This is a genomic window from Legionella saoudiensis (assembly GCF_001465875.1).
Lineage (GTDB): Bacteria > Pseudomonadota > Gammaproteobacteria > Legionellales > Legionellaceae > Legionella > Legionella saoudiensis.
This window is the reverse complement of sequence record NZ_LN901324.1, coordinates 258102-274935: the sequence shown is the minus strand read 5'-3', so window position 1 is coordinate 274935 and position 16834 is coordinate 258102. Positions and strand designations below refer to the sequence as shown.

The window sequence follows — 16834 nt, the reverse complement described above, 5'->3', positions numbered from 1 at the left end:
ATGATACAATTTACTTCGGCACAGAACACCTTATTATCTATTTTAGGGGATGGCGCCTGTCACAGTGGTTCAGCTCTTGGGCAAGCATTAGGTATTACCCGCTCAGCTATTTGGAAACAGATTAAGCAACTGATTGACTTTGGTATTCCGATTAAGAGTATTCCCCAACAAGGTTATCAGCTTTCAAACCAACTCATTTTACTTAACGAGCAATCCATTACCCAACAATTGCAAGCAAGACATAGTGCAAGTCCGTTTAAAATACATTTATTTACTTCTGTTGATTCCACAAATCGTTTCCTAAAAGATTTAGCACCGAGCAATCAACCTGAAATTTGCTGTGCAGAAATTCAGACTCAGGGTAGAGGACGTTTTGGGAGACAATGGCATTCCCCTTTTGGCGAAAATATTTATTGCTCAAGCCGTTGGAATTTGAACTATGACCTAAGTAAGCTCTCAGGTTTAAGCTTAATTACCAGCTTAGCAATACGAAACAGTTTAAATGAATTTAACTTAGCTACTGATGTGAAAATTAAATGGCCTAATGATCTTTATTGGGCGGATAAGAAGCTTTGTGGTAGTTTAATTGAAATTTTGGCTGAGTCCAATGGAAGTGCTCAGGTCATTATTGGCATTGGTTTGAATGTAAACACTGACACAGAAAAACATCATCTTCCTGATAAACCCTGGTGCTCTCTTTATGAAATGACCCAGCGCTATTTTGATCGCAATATCCTAATCGCCTCTCTTATTAAGAATTTAGAATGCTATCTCAATAAATTCATTCAAACTGACTTAAATGCCTTTATGAATGAATGGAACCAGTCTGATTACTTGGCAAACAAAGACATTCAAATTACCCAAGCACACGGTGTATTAGCTGGCAAGGCCTGCGGAATTAATTCTATGGGACAACTCATAATAGAAGATAAGTTTGGTGTAAAACATCTGCTTTCATCAGGAGATACTACATTACAACGAAGGGAGTGAATATTTAAGGTTCGTCCCGAGCATTTTTAGGCGCTCGGAACTGGATGACTGCGAGGAAATCAATTTATACCGTTGTTTCAGAATCGTCTGATTGTTTTTCTTGTTGTATACGTAAATAAATTTCTTCGCGGTGTACAGATACATCTTTGGGTGCATTGATACCTAAACGAACTTGGTTACCTTTTACACCTAAAACAGTAATATTAACGTCATCACCGATAATTAGTGTTTCGCCAATGCGACGAGTCAAAATCAACATAACAAAATCTCCCTAACAAAGTAGTCGCTCGCTTCTCCATAGTACATCCATGGTTGTTCTCTGCAACTACAAGATAACTTAAAACAAAGCAATATTTAATTCACGGCTATTATTGTACACCTTTATTATTAACAAAGTATTAAGGAAAGCTTTAATCCATCTTACTTTATAAATAGAAAATTGGAATTTTTCAATAAATTCAAGAGCTAAACTCAGAACAAAACATAGGAAAAATTTTTTCAATTAAGCAATAAACAAGTACAACAAGACCTACCTGGAGTAATATAACATAAAAGGGCATAAATATGTCCATATTAAGCAGAATAACTAAAATAAAAAAGGTACTGTTTAAAACCAATTGTCCTAACAAAATAACCGGAACCGTAATACCTGATTGTCGTAATCGTTGATAAGCATGTTTTCTATGCGGCGCTGACCATTTTTCTTTGCGAATCATGCGTCGAATCAACGTCAATGTAGCATCAAAAAGAAAGAGACAGTTAAGCATAAACCAGAACAAAATAGGAATTTGAAATTTTTGCTGCCCAATAAGCGCGATACAAAAGCTGATTAAACCTAAAGTTGCACTTCCAACATCGCCCATAAATAACTTGGCTGGAGGAAAATTAAACATCAAAAATCCCACAAGACCTGCAGCTAAAACTAAACAGAATCCCTGATAGAATGAAGCACCATGTAAGGCAAATAACAGAGCGTAGGAAGCACATAAGAATAAGGCTTGCGAGGCACAAAACCCATCAAGACCATCCATAAAATTAAAATGATTAATTGACCAAAGAACGAAGAAAAAAACCAAAGGAATAATGAGTAAGGAATAGGACATTGTAAAAAAGCCAAAATCCAATTGTTCCGGTTTCATAAACCATGCCACAAGGCCTGCGGCAACGCATTGAACCAGAAAACGTGGCTTTACTGATAAATTAAATAAATCATCGCCAAAACTCACTGCTGCAATCATAAAAATGCTCAGCATAAAAATCACTTGCTCATGAAATGGAGTCTGGGTCAAATAACAAAGAACAGGTATAGATATAAGTGATAACCCAATAAATATTAGCCCCCCGCCTCTAACCGTAGGTTTGGAGTGCATGGAGCGATTATTAGGCTTGTCCATTAACCGAGTACCCTGGGCCATACGGCAGAATACTTTCGTTAAAACTATAGAACATACTAAAAAAAAGATACTAAGCGCCGAATTCACATTGATACCATTTTACAGTTTCTCTTAATCCTTCAGTAGCAGCTACTGGAGGTACCCAATTCAATTGCGATTTTATTTTTTTATTACTTACTTCTAACGAGCCAAATAAGCGCGTATTAATATTTTTCTTGCCAAGCAAGGCAAATGTAAATGACATTAAACCTACAGGGACAGGTATTAATCTTGATGCTTTACCCATTTCCTTACCTAAGGTACTCATCATTTGGGTTAGCGACAAGGCATCATCATCTGCTACTAAATAAGTTTGGTTGGCAGCATTAGGATGAGTAGCTACAGTACATAATGCAGACACCAAATTCTCTATATAAACCAAACTACGACTATTTTTCACCCGGCCAAAAGGTAATGGAAGTCCCTTGCGCACCAGGTGCAGCATTTTTAAAAAATTAGCCTTCACTTCTGGTCCATAAATTAGCGGAGGTCTAACAATAACTACTTCTAAACCAGTGCCTTGACTAATCTCTTGCAAATATTGTTCTGCCTGCAGCTTGCTTTGTCCATAGGGATCTTCAGGTTGAGCCATGCTCTCCTCAGTGAATGGTGTATTTTTTAAGGTAAACTCTCCATTTACTTTAATGGAGCTTAAAAAAACAAAACGCCGCACTCGATGCTGCACCGCCTGATTGGCCAGATCTCTTGTAGCAATACTATTAATTTTGCAATAATCATCCATGGCTGAAGCGGATGTTTCTTTCATCACATGCACCCGAGCGGCAAGATGAATTACTACGTCAATACCGGCAAGAGCCTCACTCCAGTCAGGATTATTTTCTAATTTATTAACAACTACTTGTTCAGTTCTTAACCAATCAACTTTTTTGGATACAGCGCAACGCACTTCATGCCCAGCAGAAATAAGCGCTGGCACTAAGCGTTTTCCAACAAAGCCAGTGGCACCAGTAACTAATATCTTAGACATAATTTATCCTACCATAAAATAATGGACTTAACCGCAACCGCACACTCTATACCACTCTCACAAATAATTACAAGAAAAATAACAATAATTTTTTCATCGCACAGCAGTCGCAAAACTCCCCAATTTAGGGATATACTTACCAAACTCATTTTTAAACTTGGAACTTTGCATGTCCTTGAAGGCCATGTATAACGAAATCGCTGAAAATTATGCTACTGCTAATCGCTTCGGAGCTATTAGCAAGAGTCATCAAGTAGCCATAGAGCAGATGCAAAAATTTTATTTGGGAATGAAACCTCATTATAAAGTTTTGGATCTGGGAGTTGGTGATGGCGCATTTTTAAAAAAACTACAACATGCAATGCCTATGGCAGAGTTTACCGGCATTGATGTTTCTTCAGAAATGTTGCGGCGCGCCAAAGAAATACTGCCCTTGGTTACCATTGAATGCAGTGCAGCGCATGCAAGTAAATTCTTGCCTGCACACAGCCAAGATCTGATTTTGGCTCATTTTATTAATGCCTATATTCCCATTAATATTTTGTTTAATGAAGCTAAAATGCTGACTCGTGCCAATGGTCATTTTTCCATGATCACCACAACTTATGATTCTTTTCCCGTAGCGCAACAACAATTAGCGGAGTTTATTTCACAAGATACCATTTTAAGTAGTGTGGTTGGCCACTACTATAAATCCATTGTAAAAAACACTACTGTTGCAGCAAACAATGATGAATTAATGTTGGCTTTTAAAGAGCATCAATTTGAAGTTATTGATCATAAGCGTTTAGAAATTCCTATTACCTTGAATAATATTGATGAACTGGCTCTTTTCGGTATAGAAGGAACTTGGTTTTTAAATAGTTTATCCATTCGTATGTTGCCTAAAAACTTCCTACTTCAGCGACTTAAGCGGCTTTTTAGTAAAATATTCACCTTTCCCTATCATGATACCCATATAATAGATGTAGTTCTTGCCAAGAAGTGATAATCTGAATTTAGTATCTGTTCGCGTAAGTACATTCAGTTATTGCGAAGCAATGAACGACAGCTTTAATTTCACACGCAGGAACGATACTAAGTTAGCAAGGATGACGTAACCTTATTGTCTGTATTTTACGATATATGATTAATTATCAAATGATGAGGTGGGAAATGATTTCTCAAGAAGTAAAAAACTGCTTACCTGAATTAGATCTTCGGCAAAAGCAAGCCAGTAATATCGTATTCATCACCTTTTGGAGCCAATTTTCTGTTTATGCACTTAATACCATTTTAATTTTATTTTTAACACGCCCTTTACTGGCTAAAGGACTAGGCTATAGCCAGGCTAAAGCATATGCCTTTATTGGGGTTGCTCATGCTGCAGGTTATTTAATGCCGATGTTAGGCGGATATATGGCAGATACCGTTGTCGGTGTAAGGCGTTCGATACTCCTTGGGAGTGTCATGTTAGCCTTTGCGTATTTACTCATGATGCTTAGTGGCTATACAGTAAACACCTTAGGGGATCAATTATTTATTGCTGCCTATGCATTCATTCCTGCAACAAACTCTTTATTAATGGGGACCTCATCGAGTATGGTTTCCCATATTTATGCTGATGATGCCATTAAAGCCAAATCGGCCATGACCTACTACTATATTGCCATTAACGTGGGCGCCCTTCTCGCTACCTTAATTGCGCCTGTATTACTAGAAAGTCGTTTTGGCCCTCTTTCTATTTTAACCATTGCCTTTATTGGAAAATCCATCGCCGCCTTAAACTTTGCCAATCGCTATTTTATTTATGACAATGTGATTTGGGGAAAAGACTTATCTAAATTTTCACGCTCGGGAATATTTCGCCTTATTGCCTATATCGCAGTTATCTACTTATTAACCCTCTATGCTTTTTCACATGTTTATATTGCCAGTACGTTTATCGCAGTGGGTAGCAGCATGGGCATATTATGGTTTTTGAAAAAAACCATAAGCCTTTCTGGTCCTACTCGTGATAAGCAGATGATTGCTATCTTATTGGTGGTTGAGGCCATTGTATTTTTCGTTATTTATAATCAAATGAATAGTACCCTCATTCTTTTTGCGCAAAATAACTCAGATCATAATCTATGGGGTATTAGCGTATCACCAGCTCATTATCAAATATTAAATCCTCTACTAATTTTAGCAATTGGCAGCCAACTTCCTCGCTTCTATCAGATGGTACCCAAATTTACTATTCCCTACCAGTTCGCCGCTGGTGTTTTTCTCTCCGGACTTGCCTTACTGGTATTGACTTTTGCGACGCATCAAGCAGTAAATGGGATAGTTAACGGGAATTATATTGCCTTAACCTATATTTTAATTTCTATCGCTGAATTATGGGTGAGTGCTATTGGTTTAAGTATGATTGGTTTGTATTGTGATCAAAAATCCATCGCATTTGCTATGGGAGTTTGGTATCTAGCAAGCTCACTTGCTCATGCTATATCTGGCCGGCTTGCAGGTTGGGTAGCAATCCCCGTAACGATTAATTCGCCAGTGGAAAGTCTGCCTTATTATAAGGAGTATTACCTTAGTTTAGGTGTTAGCGCCATTATATTAGGTTTTTTTATGTATCTGGCTGCTTATTGTTTACAAAAGTTAATGAAAAAACGTGGTGTTGTTTTGGTGTAATCAGGTTATCACCAACTTAAAAATGAGCAAACTGTCATTGCAGGAAACGTAGTGGCGAAGCAAGCTAGGAGTTCAGAGCACAGAACTCTGGCTTGCTTCACTTCATTCGCAATAACCGAATTTATTTTTTGATGTTAATAAACCATTTTGGGCTGGACTGTGAGTCCAACCTAAGGCTTAAACAATCAGAAGATTTATAATTCCAATCCTAAATTATCTCGCTTAAATACCCTATCCGCACGATAACTGGAGCGAACCAATGGCCCAGAAGCAACTTCAAAGAACCCCTTTTGCAAGCCAATTTGTCTTAATTCGGCAAAAGTTTCCGGTGTTACATAGCGCTGAATTGGTAAATGATTTTTTGTTGGCTGTAAATACTGACCTAAAGTCAAAATGTCTACATTATGAGCTCGTAAATCATCCATCGTTTGGATAATTTCTTCATCAGTCTCACCTAACCCCAACATTAAGCTCGTTTTAGTCAAAACATCAGGGCGATAGCGTTTAGCAAAAGATAATACATTTAAAGTTTGCAGATAACCTGCACGGTTATCGCGCACAGGATGAGTTAAACGCTCTACTGTTTCCACGTTTTGTGCAAACACATCTACTCCACTATCAAGCAATATAGCAACATCACGCTCAACCCCCTGAAAATCAGGAGTTAAGGCCTCAACCTTAGTTTTCGGAGAACGGCGTTTAATTGCCTGAATTGTTTTTGCATAATGATTTGCCCCACCATCTGCTAAATCATCGCGGTTTACCGAAGTTAAAACGACATAATCCAAATCCATTAAAACTACGGTATTGGCAGTATTTTCTGGCTCTTCCGCATCAAGCCAGCCGTGAGGATTCCCAGTATCCACCGAACAAAAACGACAAGCCCGGGTACATACAGCCCCCATTAACATAATCGTTGCCGTGCCATGCGACCAACATTCAGAAATATTAGGGCATTTGGCCTCTTCGCAGACAGTAGCCAAACGATGCTTTTGTACCTGTTCTTTTACCTGGCTGTAAGCAGGAGTAGTTTGGTTGACAATACGTAACCATTTAGGTTTTGGCATGCGCTCATGAACATGTCCGGTTGATTTTACCCCATCTTTAATTGCTGTAATGCCATTAGAAGTCTTGTATTTATGTCCGCTTTCAACAACTACGGGAATATCAATGAGCTTACTCATGTTAGCACCTGAAAAACAAAGAATAACGATGATCCCAAATCATAAGTTCAAGATCAAGTCAAATTTACAAAACGCCCACAAACAGCCAAGATAAGGATTGTAAATACCGATACCGTTAAATTAACTAATAAAAAAGGATAGGCGATTAAACACGCAGCAATAGCTAAGATATAAAGCAATCCTATAGGAACTAACCGTGGTTGCATTGCGGCAAATCGCTTCACTTTAAGTAACATTAAATAAAAAATCAGAATAATCACTAAAGGCAGTATATATAAAGCCTGGTATAGCAATTGATAAAACCCTGCTTGAATATAGGATACATGCTGGTTATTTAGCCATTGCTCAAAGATGTAAGACCAATTCATGACGCATGTTTGTTGATAGGCAGTGACCATAAAGCCAAATAAAAATGCCAGGGATAATAGCCAACAACGAGTGGATTGTTTTTTATAATGCTGAACTACAAAGTATACTGCCGCAACGCCTAAAATAATTGCCGGTACTCGTAGCCAGGGTAATACCTCATAAAAAGTACTGGTATGTGCTTGTTGCCAGTAATGGGTAATTACCATCCCGCAAATAAATAATAAACTGGCGCTAATACGTGTTTTATGGTTCTCGCTTAGAAATAAAAATGCCAAAAAGCCGGCAAAACAGAAAAATGCACAAGGCGAAAAGGCATCGGTAATTGCAATAGTAACGATGTAGCTAAATGTTGTAGGGTTTTCTACCATTCCTGAATCAAATTTATTAGCATTAGCCCAATGACGTAATGTATCAATGGTTGCAGGAGTTAATGCTCCATCTTTTTCAATTTGCTGCTTACAATAATTAATAGCATGCAATAAATCTTTACCCGTTGTTTCAGCGGAAGCAAAACCTAACCAACGGGAACCACAAAAATAAATCGATGGAACAGCAAAATCGTCCATATGCTGTTCGCTTAGTAATTGATTAAAATGAATTAATGCATTCTTATCTTCATTAATGATATTACGTTGTACATGCAAGTAAGGTGTTGTTTTAGTAAGCGAGCTAAAAAACTCATCTGCTTTATGGCAATGCGGGCAGGTGGAGGAAAGAAATAACTCTACATTGAGCGTTACCTTCTTATTCGCATCCTGCGTGTACCAGGATGAAGGCACATCGCCTGCCCATAAATTAAAGCTCAATAAAAAAATTACCCAAAATAATTTAAATGCTGTTTTCATAAGATGCAAACTTATATTGAAAACAATACTATAGCATTCATCATTATCCTGTTAATAGGTATGAATGTAATTTTCTAAGTGCTCTATAATTCGCGATTTATCTTCAAGGATATGGTAGAGCAAATCACCTATCGAAATGATGGCGATAAAATCATTTTCCTCATCATCACGAATTAAAATGTGCCTACGCTTCGTGGTAGTCATCGCTTGCATTGCCTTTTCAACGACATCGTTAGGACTTAGAATGGTAACATTTTTATAAACAACATCAGCTACCTTCCCTGTATCCATATTCACACACTTATGTAAACAGGAGCGAACGATGTCACGCTCACTTACAATGCCAATTAACTTTTTATCCTCATCCACCACAACTAAGGCACCAATATCCAAAGAGTTCATCAAATCAACGCATTTTCTTATTGATTCATTAGGATGGATGTAAGCAATTTCGCGTCGAGGCACAGGCAAGACACTGTGAATTAAGTCAGCCATTTTTTTCTCCATAAGATATAAAACACACCTCTATTGTATAAATATAGTACAGAGGCGTGTATTTGAGATCTTAACTATAGCTGATTTTTATTTAATGCTTTGATGCAACACAACCTAATCAAGGATTTCCTTAGGCAGATGAACCATGGCTAAGCTATGCGCATCAAGGATACTTTAATTATGGGCGGACAATAATACGGTTTTCAACAGATTGAACTCCAGGAACCTGACGCGCAATTAATTCTGCAGTATCACTTTGGCGAATCTTTTTAACATATCCTGACAAAATCACCACATTTTGGCGTGTTTCAACACGGATTGGTGCCACAGCTAATTCATCATTACGCATGAGCGCCTCTTGTACTGATTGAGTCAAATTTCCTTGAGGAGCAGGAGCAAATGAAGGGTTAGCAAATGGTGCACTAAATAGAGAGGCTGATTGACCTGGATTAGACTGACATCCCGCCAGTAATCCAAAAACTCCAGCTATTAAAATTTTTAACATATAGTTTCGCATAAAAAATCTCCAGTAAAATTAAGTGCACTACCTAAAACTTAACCTGTGGCGTCTCTTAGGTATAAGCAGAAGAAACTGCTATACTTTTTTTATTAAACTAATTGCATTGAGACAGACACCATGAAAAAAATGGCGAAGGCTGTTCCTGCTAAAATAACTCAATCAACGCCTGCAACAGAAAAGCAACAAGCTACACTAAGTGATAAAGAGTGTAAAGACTGTGATCCACCAGAAACCGATGATATTTTTGATTTTATCGATAAAACTTATCAAGCAAATCTAGCCAAAATTACTGCAGGAATTAGTCCGGCGTCTATTGCTGTTTCGTATTTTTCCTGGATGGCGCAACTCATCCAAGCACCTGGTACTATGCTGAAACTAGGCCTTTATCCAGCAATGAATTTTTCTGACCATGTGAATAACTTGCTAAATCAAGAAAAGCCTGCCGATGGTAAAGACGTACGCTTTCACACAGATAATTGGAGTTATTATCCCTGGCGCCTGTGGGCAGAACAATTTTTGCAAATTGAAGAATGGGCATTAAAAGCAGCCAAAGAAATTCCAGGGCTTCCAATCCCTGTAAAACGGATTATTTCATTCATTACCCGACAGATCCTTGATGCCGCATCTCCCTCAAATTTTGTATTAAGTAATCCAGACTTATTCCAGGAAACAATACGCTCCAACGGCAAAAACTTAATTCGTGGAACGGAATTGGCGCTGCAGGACTTTATGGAAAAGCTGACCGGCTCCCCTCCTGCTGGCGTAGAAAATTTTATCCCCGGAAAGCAAGTAGCCATCACTAAAGGCAAAATAGTTTTCAGAAATCATTTAATTGAATTGATCCAATATGAAGCCCAAACTAGCCAAGTCTATAAAGAACCTATTTTGATGCTTCCGGCTTGGATCATGAAGTACTATATTCTAGACTTATTGCCTAATAATTCTTTAGTAAATTGGCTTACTCAAAAAGGACATACTGTTTTTATTGTCTCTTGGAAAAATCCCGACTCGAAAGACCGCAATCTTGGCCTTGAAGACTATTATAGCCTAGGAGCAATGGCTGCTATTGATGCTGTTTCAACAATCATACCGAAGACTAAAATTCATTTAATGGGTTATTGCCTTGGTGGTACTTTAGCCATGATTACTGCCGCGGCAATGGCTAAAAATAATGACCACCGTCTAAAATCATTATCCTTACTGGCAGCACAGGGTGATTTCACTGAAGCAGGCGAATTATTATTGTTCATCACACGCAGTGAAGTATCTTTCTTAAAAAGTATGATGTGGGACCAAGGATACTTAGATACCAAACAAATGTCCGGTACATTCCAAATGTTACGCTCTTATGATCTTATTTGGTCTAAAATGGTCCAAGACTACATGCATGGCACCCAAAGAGGGATGATTGCTTTGCTGGCGTGGAATGCTGATGCAACACGTATGCCTTATAAAATGCATAGTGAATATTTAGAAAAATTATTTCTCAATAATGATTTTGCTGAGGGACGGTTAACCATTGAAGGAAAACACATTGTTGCAGAAAATATTCAGATTCCCGCCTTTGTGGTCAGTACCGAAAGAGACCACGTCGCCCCTTGGAGATCTGTCTATAAAACTCATTTAATGATTCATTCGGATATCACTTTTGTGCTCACTAATGGTGGACATAATGCCGGTATTATCAGCGAACCGGGGCATGAAGGTCGCAGTTACTTAATTCATGAGCATAAAAAAAACGACTCGTATATTGGTGCAAGCATGTGGTTAGAAGAAGCAGAAAAAAAATCCGGCTCATGGTGGGTCGCCTGGCATAAATGGCTTGTAAATAAATCAAGTGGGACTAAAGTTAAAGCACCAACTATTGATAAGAACTTACCTGACGCCCCAGGTAGCTATGTGTTACAAAAATAAAAACACGATTGAGGTCTAAAATGGATAAAGACTATTATAAAATAATGGGATTAAGCCACAATGCAACAGAAAAAGACATTAAGCTCGCCTACCGTAGGCTGGCGCGTAAATATCATCCGGATATTAGTAAAGAGGCGAATGCTGAGGAACGTTTTAAAGAAATGGGCGAAGCCTATGAGGTCCTTAAAGATCCAGTGAAGCGCGCTGAATATGATAACTATCTAAAAAACCGCGAATTTCACGCAAATGCTCAACAACAATCAGGTTGGCAAAGTGAACGCTCTGGCCCTTTTCAAAGTCATGGCACTCAATTTAATGATGATTTCTTTGAATCTTTATTTGGTCATTCACGCTATCAACAACAACCGATGGCTGGGCAAGATTATCAAGGAAAAATTCATGTTAGCTTAGAAGAAGCCTTTAATGGAACGACCCGAACCATTGAAGTTCCCAGCCGGCAAGAGGGTTCTAATGCTACGCAGACTTTGAAAGTTAAAATTCCCAAAGGAGTTAAGTCAGGCCAACAAATCAGGGTAGCAGGCCAAGGGGCTCCGGGAATTCAAGGCGGCCCACCAGGAGATATTTATCTAACCGTTGAAATTGACAAGCATCCTCTTTTTGATGTCATGGATAATGATATTTACCTTACCCTACCCATCACCCCTTGGGAGGCAGCCTTAGGCGCAACCGTAACAGTACCCACCTTGGCCGGAAAAATTGACTTAAAAATTCCTCCCAGTTCACAGGGTGGACAAAAATTAAGACTAAAAAATCGTGGTCTTCCCGGAGCAACTCCAGGTAATCAATATGTGCTATTAAAGATTATTACTCCGCCACCTACTACCGAAGCAGCAACGGAGCTTTATAAAAAAATGGCGGAAGTAATGCCTTATAATCCTCGTGATAAGATGGGGGCTTAAACATGGACAAAAATGATATTTTAGTTGGCGTAATTATTGAAGAGGGCAAAACCTATACTTACACGGAGGTATGCCTTAAATACAACATACCGAAACAATTATTAAGTGAAATGATGGAGCATGGTTTATTTTCTAATACCTCCACTGAACTTGAGCAACTTCGACTCAATCAAAAAGAATTACATAAAATTGAATCAGCTTTTCGTTTGCATCGGGATTTAGGGATTAACTTGCCTGGCGTCGTACTGGCCATTGAGCTTTTAGAGAAAATAGAAAAATTAAATGAGGAATTAGATATCTTACATCGACATTTTTGATTAGAACGAGTCGTTTTATTTTAAACTTAGCCTGGTTGCCAAGAACTAGGCTACTGCAATTAATTAACCCTAAAATTATTACTCCAGATATTGCTCCTTCTTGAAATAAAGTAATACAATAAAATTTAAGAATATCTTAACTAAACAAGCTAAAAATTTATGCGCCCTGTATTTATTATACTAATTATTGCCTTAGTTGTGCTTCAACATAAGCTTTGGCTCGGAGATGGAAATTTAATCCAATGGGTCGCTTTGCAAAAAAAATTAACCGAGCATGAGCAGGAAAATGATAAGTTAGTTGCGCGCAATAGAGCTTTGGAAGCAGATATTAAAGAGCTTAAAAGTGGTGATCAAGCTTTAGAAGAACAAGCTCGTCATGAATTGGGTATGATTAAACAAAACGAAGTGTATTATCAGTTTGTTGATTAAACTTTGAGGAAATTCCTGTTTCCTTATTCATGAAGTGAGCTATCAATCACGAGTGAAGTGAAGCACCGTAGCGTTCACGCTGTATGTCTTCTATTAAATTAAAATAAAAAACTGCTGGCATTGCGAACAAAGTGAAGCAACCCAGAGCGATGTTCCGTTAGGACTAATTACTGGATTTGCTTCACTTCGCTGGCCATGAGAGCATGCGAAAATGTAGGCGGCCTTTAAAATTACACGGCCAATAACTCCAGATGTTCTGGCGGTTGCTTATCCCAAAGACTCAAAACAAAACCACCACCACCAGACCCCGTAGGCTTCACAGCCAAAGCTCCAACGGAAGTTAACCAGTTCATATGCTGCTGCAAACTCTCACTCACCAAGCCCCACTGCATAAAGCAGTCGGCGGCCTTATTAATTGCTTTAGTTAAATTGGTAGTTATCTCTGCACCACCCTGTTCTAATGCTACTTTGGCTTCTTCAACCGATTCAGCCATTTGCAAATCAAGCTGTTTTGCTAATTGAGGCTCATTAGCCCACAAGTGTTGCACCTGCTGGATGCAATGAGAAGTAATACCAATTTGGTTGCAGGACGATAAGAAAAATAGAGGTTGAGATGTTTGACGCAAAGGGGTGGCCTCTCCCGCTTTAAAATAAACCCCTCCTTCTGCAGCTACACCAGCAACATCCAAGCCACTGCTCTTACCATGAAATAAATGCTCCAGCTCTTTAGCAAAGGCATTACATTCTTCCTGAGCAAGCATTTGCTGTGCGCAAAACCAACGACTCATTGCGACACAAAGAGCAGCTGAAGCCCCCATCCCTCCGCCTACTGGGATAGTACTGTTTAAAAGAAAATGGCCACTAAGTTGATTTAAAGAATGACCTAACAACTTCAGTCCATGTTCTAATACACTCCAAAACAATAAATGCATATCTGGACCACTACTGCCTAGATAATCAGCGCTCAACGATGGTGCATCAGCCGTGTAACTAAAAATTAATTTTCTTTCTTTAACCGGAAAAACCAAGGCAGCATGCCCGCGAACTACAGCGTGCTCTCCTACCAAAATCCATTTACCATAAGTTGTTGTTTCAAAATCATAGAACTTCATAATTACCCACCAGATAATCACGCTTGAACTCACGTGCCATTTCCATTTGATCAGGTCGATACATTAGATGAATATTTGGTCCAGCATCCATAGTAACTATAGGGCCATCGCCTTTTTTATCCCATAACTGCTGCAAGTCATTCAGTACGCCTAAGCTATTTGATGATATATAAGAAAAAGGTTGTGCGCAGGTATTGAAGAGTTGATGCATGTCTTGAAACTCACGCCAGCAAATCTGGTAAGCCTCTCCCCAATCCTTTGCCATAAATGCATTAAGTAAACGTGTTAAATTCTCTTCTGCTCGCTCAGCACGAGTCTCATAAAGCTCACTACTTTTAACAAGTTTATGTGCTTCGCTGGAAGACACAGCTTTTTGCTCAGCGCTAATAACCACGACCTGATGTATTAATTCGGGGTAAGGCAACTCAATTGGCTTTACCGTGTTATCATTTTGCCATAAAACCCAAGGGCTATGGAATGAGCGACAAGATGAACCAGAACCTAAGCGACTTAACGATGCTTGCTCTTCTACGGTAGGTAGCTCTCGCTGAGTTAATTCAGCTAAGGCAAAAACGGCACATCGCGTAAGTGCGGCAAAACTTGAAGCAGAACTGGCCATGCCACTGCTGTGAGGAAAGTTATTACACGACTGTACTAAAAAACTACCCTCATAGTTAAAATATTTTTTTATTCGAGCTAAATGATTTAAAAACTTCTTTTCCCCTAGCTCTGATAGAGCGAACTTAACTTGCCCAGGTACCACTAAAGGCTCCCATGCGTCTTGCTCCGAGTCAATTTGCTCAAGCTTTACTGTACTCAATAGATTATTTAATGTGTAGGATAAAGAGGAGTTATCTGGATTATTGGAACTCTCATCTTTCTTCCCCATATATTTAATTAACGCAATATTAGCAGGGGCATGAGCCAGCCAATGCATAACGGATCTCCTTGGAATTAACTCCAGTTACTACTGTTGTATAAGAATAAATGAGAAAGACAACCTGTATGATAAATCATAGGTTGTCTTAACAATGAAGGAACTAATTTTAAACACGTTAACTGGCTTCCAAAAGACTTCATATAGTTCGTAATTTTGAATTAGCCAATTGAGCAGTAGGAGTATTAGGATAAGCTCTTACTACTTGTTGTAAGTATTTTTGCGCTTCGGGTTTATTACCCATTTCAGCATAGGCATATCCCACCTTCAACATGCTTGCAGCTGATTTGCTCGAAGTAGGAAACTGTTTTAATACTGTATCAAAATGCTCTATTGCTTTTGCATAATCTTTTTTAACTAAGTACAACTCCCCTAACCAATATTGAGCATTAGCAGTGTAACCACCACGAGGATATTTTTGTACAAATGTATTCATTGAGGCTAAGGCATCATCATAACGTTTGTTCTTAATTAATTCATAGGCTGCTAGATAGCTGATTTGCTCATCCGCTGGATTTGCTCTTGAAACCTGGGTAACTACTGGTTCGGCAGTAGAAGCAGTTTTTGCTACTGGATTTGATTTTGCAGGAGCACTAGCACGTGGAGCAGGTTCTTTGGAACCTACGGAAAGATCCATTGCAGGCTTATCTGTAACCGCCTTTGCAGAAGTGGAGGCGCCGCCACTTAAACGAGAATCTAAATCTTTATAAAAAGCAACTTGTTGTTGCTGTAATAATTTTAAATCATGAGCCTGAATTTCTAATTGCCCACGAAGCTCTTGCACTTCTTTTTGTAAAGCCTGGATCTTCTCAATTAAGGAGGCACTGTCAGCAACATTAGAGCCGCTGGGGCCACTCGTTTGATCATCTTTAGCAAGTGCTGGACCATCATCCCCTTGATAGGCATCAGAAGGATAATCATTTTGAGCCACATCCATTGGCGGGTCATCGTAATAGCGAGAATCGGCAACAGCCGCATCATGCGCCTGTCGCCCATCCATCATTGCAAAATTATCACTATCATCTACTACAGGTGCCTCTGACCAGCAGGTCAAAGGAAGAATTAACGAAAAACCAGCAGCGATAATGTGTCTTTTGCAATTAATCATCTTGTTGCCTCATAAGTAAATTCTACACGTCGATTTTGTGCATGTGATTCAGCATCATGTCCTAAGTTAATTGGACGCTCTTTACCATAGCTCACTACACGCATTTGGTGTCTGCTTACACCAGCCATACGTAAAATGTCTGCTACAGTGTTTGCACGGCGCTCACCTAAAGCTACGTTATATTCACGGCTACCACGCTCGTCAGTATGACCTGCGATTAAAACACGGGCACCAGAATGTGACTTCAAGTATTCAGCCTGAGCATTTACAGATGGCAGATACTTAGGATTTAAAGCACTGTCATCATAAGAGAATAAATATAATTGGTTATGAGGTGCTTGAGTAGTATAAGACTCTCCTGGCTCTTGACCAGCAAAACGAGTAAATTGTCCTAGACCTTGAGCACTAGCACCGGCATCGCTCACACCAGCTCCAGCCATACCTGGGGCTTTAGAACAAGCTGCCACCAATAAAACACTCGCTGCAAGCAGACCTAATTTACAAATTGATCCGGCTTTCATCCTCAATCTCCTTTATTCTTCTTATTAGTAAAAATTCACGAAATCCCAACATGGGCTCTTGGGGCGACATTGTACAATTCTTTTTTTTTTTTTG

At 39.0% G+C, this 16834-nt stretch carries 18 protein-coding genes; 7 read left to right on the top strand and 11 right to left on the bottom strand.

What is annotated here, in order from left to right; all coding sequences use genetic code 11:
- Entirely contained in the window at positions 1 to 990 is a 990-nt protein-coding gene (locus BN3124_RS10295) for a biotin--[acetyl-CoA-carboxylase] ligase (protein WP_149865247.1), read from the top strand.
- 64 nt (positions 991 to 1054) lie between these two features.
- On the opposite strand, the gene csrA is transcribed toward BN3124_RS10295, so the two are convergent.
- The 3 genes from csrA to BN3124_RS10280 all read right to left on the bottom strand — a co-directional run bounded on the left by csrA (position 1055) and on the right by BN3124_RS10280 (position 3411).
- Positions 1055 to 1249 (bottom strand): carbon storage regulator CsrA, encoded by a 195-nt coding sequence (csrA, locus tag BN3124_RS10290; RefSeq protein WP_006869248.1) that lies wholly within the window; start codon positions 1247 to 1249, stop codon positions 1055 to 1057.
- Positions 1250 to 1448: 199 nt separating this feature from the next.
- Positions 1449 to 2471: an MraY family glycosyltransferase gene (locus BN3124_RS10285; protein WP_149865246.1), complete on the bottom strand. Its 1023-nt coding sequence runs from the start codon at positions 2469 to 2471 to the stop codon at positions 1449 to 1451.
- Positions 2455 to 3411, bottom strand: coding sequence for a UDP-glucose 4-epimerase family protein (locus tag BN3124_RS10280; protein ID WP_058534714.1), 957 nt, complete (start codon positions 3409 to 3411; stop codon positions 2455 to 2457). Before BN3124_RS10280 ends, BN3124_RS10285 begins: the two co-directional genes overlap by 17 nt.
- Positions 3412 to 3580: 169 nt before the next feature.
- Here BN3124_RS10280 and BN3124_RS10275 point away from each other — a divergent pair, with 169 nt between their 5' ends.
- Entirely contained in the window at positions 3581 to 4399 is an 819-nt protein-coding gene (locus BN3124_RS10275) for a class I SAM-dependent methyltransferase (protein WP_058534713.1), read from the top strand.
- A gap of 167 nt (positions 4400 to 4566) precedes the next feature.
- Positions 4567 to 6069, top strand: coding sequence for a peptide MFS transporter (locus tag BN3124_RS10270; protein ID WP_058535869.1), 1503 nt, complete (start codon positions 4567 to 4569; stop codon positions 6067 to 6069).
- 194 nt (positions 6070 to 6263) lie between these two features.
- Here the strand turns inward: BN3124_RS10270 and lipA are convergent, their stop codons facing one another.
- The 4 genes from lipA to BN3124_RS10250 all read right to left on the bottom strand — a co-directional run bounded on the left by lipA (position 6264) and on the right by BN3124_RS10250 (position 9467).
- Entirely contained in the window at positions 6264 to 7253 is a 990-nt protein-coding gene (gene lipA / locus BN3124_RS10265) for a lipoyl synthase (protein WP_058534712.1), read from the bottom strand.
- Positions 7254 to 7306: 53 nt separating this feature from the next.
- Positions 7307 to 8467 (bottom strand): hypothetical protein, encoded by a 1161-nt coding sequence (locus tag BN3124_RS10260; protein WP_058534711.1) that lies wholly within the window; start codon positions 8465 to 8467, stop codon positions 7307 to 7309.
- 51 nt (positions 8468 to 8518) lie between these two features.
- Positions 8519 to 8962, bottom strand: a complete 444-nt coding sequence (locus tag BN3124_RS10255) for a CBS domain-containing protein (RefSeq protein WP_058534710.1) — start codon at positions 8960 to 8962, stop codon at positions 8519 to 8521.
- A 178-nt stretch (positions 8963 to 9140) separates the two neighbouring features.
- Positions 9141 to 9467: a BON domain-containing protein gene (locus BN3124_RS10250; protein ID WP_196398937.1), complete on the bottom strand. Its 327-nt coding sequence runs from the start codon at positions 9465 to 9467 to the stop codon at positions 9141 to 9143.
- Positions 9468 to 9599: 132 nt separating this feature from the next.
- Between BN3124_RS10250 and BN3124_RS10245 the strand changes: the two genes are divergently transcribed.
- The 4 genes from BN3124_RS10245 to ftsB all read left to right on the top strand — a co-directional run bounded on the left by BN3124_RS10245 (position 9600) and on the right by ftsB (position 13062).
- Positions 9600 to 11396, top strand: a complete 1797-nt coding sequence (locus BN3124_RS10245) for a PHA/PHB synthase family protein (protein WP_058534708.1) — start codon at positions 9600 to 9602, stop codon at positions 11394 to 11396.
- 20 nt (positions 11397 to 11416) lie between these two features.
- Positions 11417 to 12316 carry a DnaJ C-terminal domain-containing protein gene (locus tag BN3124_RS10240; protein WP_058534707.1) on the top strand — a complete coding sequence of 300 codons (900 nt, stop codon included), beginning with the start codon at positions 11417 to 11419 and terminating at the stop codon, positions 12314 to 12316.
- 2 nt (positions 12317 to 12318) lie between these two features.
- Positions 12319 to 12633 carry a chaperone modulator CbpM gene (locus BN3124_RS10235; protein ID WP_058534706.1) on the top strand — a complete coding sequence of 105 codons (315 nt, stop codon included), beginning with the start codon at positions 12319 to 12321 and terminating at the stop codon, positions 12631 to 12633.
- A 159-nt stretch (positions 12634 to 12792) separates the two neighbouring features.
- Positions 12793 to 13062 carry a cell division protein FtsB gene (gene ftsB, locus BN3124_RS10230; RefSeq protein WP_058534705.1) on the top strand — a complete coding sequence of 90 codons (270 nt, stop codon included), beginning with the start codon at positions 12793 to 12795 and terminating at the stop codon, positions 13060 to 13062.
- Between the two features lie 230 nt (positions 13063 to 13292).
- On the opposite strand, the gene BN3124_RS10225 is transcribed toward ftsB, so the two are convergent.
- The 4 genes from BN3124_RS10225 to pal all read right to left on the bottom strand — a co-directional run bounded on the left by BN3124_RS10225 (position 13293) and on the right by pal (position 16740).
- Positions 13293 to 14174 (bottom strand): mevalonate kinase family protein, encoded by an 882-nt coding sequence (locus BN3124_RS10225; protein ID WP_058534704.1) that lies wholly within the window; start codon positions 14172 to 14174, stop codon positions 13293 to 13295.
- Positions 14161 to 15111: a diphosphomevalonate/mevalonate 3,5-bisphosphate decarboxylase family protein gene (locus BN3124_RS10220; protein WP_058534703.1), complete on the bottom strand. Its 951-nt coding sequence runs from the start codon at positions 15109 to 15111 to the stop codon at positions 14161 to 14163. The genes BN3124_RS10225 and BN3124_RS10220 overlap by 14 nt, the downstream gene beginning before the upstream one ends.
- Positions 15112 to 15250: 139 nt before the next feature.
- Complete coding sequence (ybgF, locus tag BN3124_RS10215; RefSeq protein ID WP_058534702.1) at positions 15251 to 16219, bottom strand: tol-pal system protein YbgF; 969 nt, start codon at positions 16217 to 16219, stop codon at positions 15251 to 15253.
- Positions 16216 to 16740 (bottom strand): peptidoglycan-associated lipoprotein Pal, encoded by a 525-nt coding sequence (gene pal / locus BN3124_RS10210; protein ID WP_058534701.1) that lies wholly within the window; start codon positions 16738 to 16740, stop codon positions 16216 to 16218. Before pal ends, ybgF begins: the two co-directional genes overlap by 4 nt.
- Positions 16741 to 16834 lie beyond the last annotated feature (94 nt).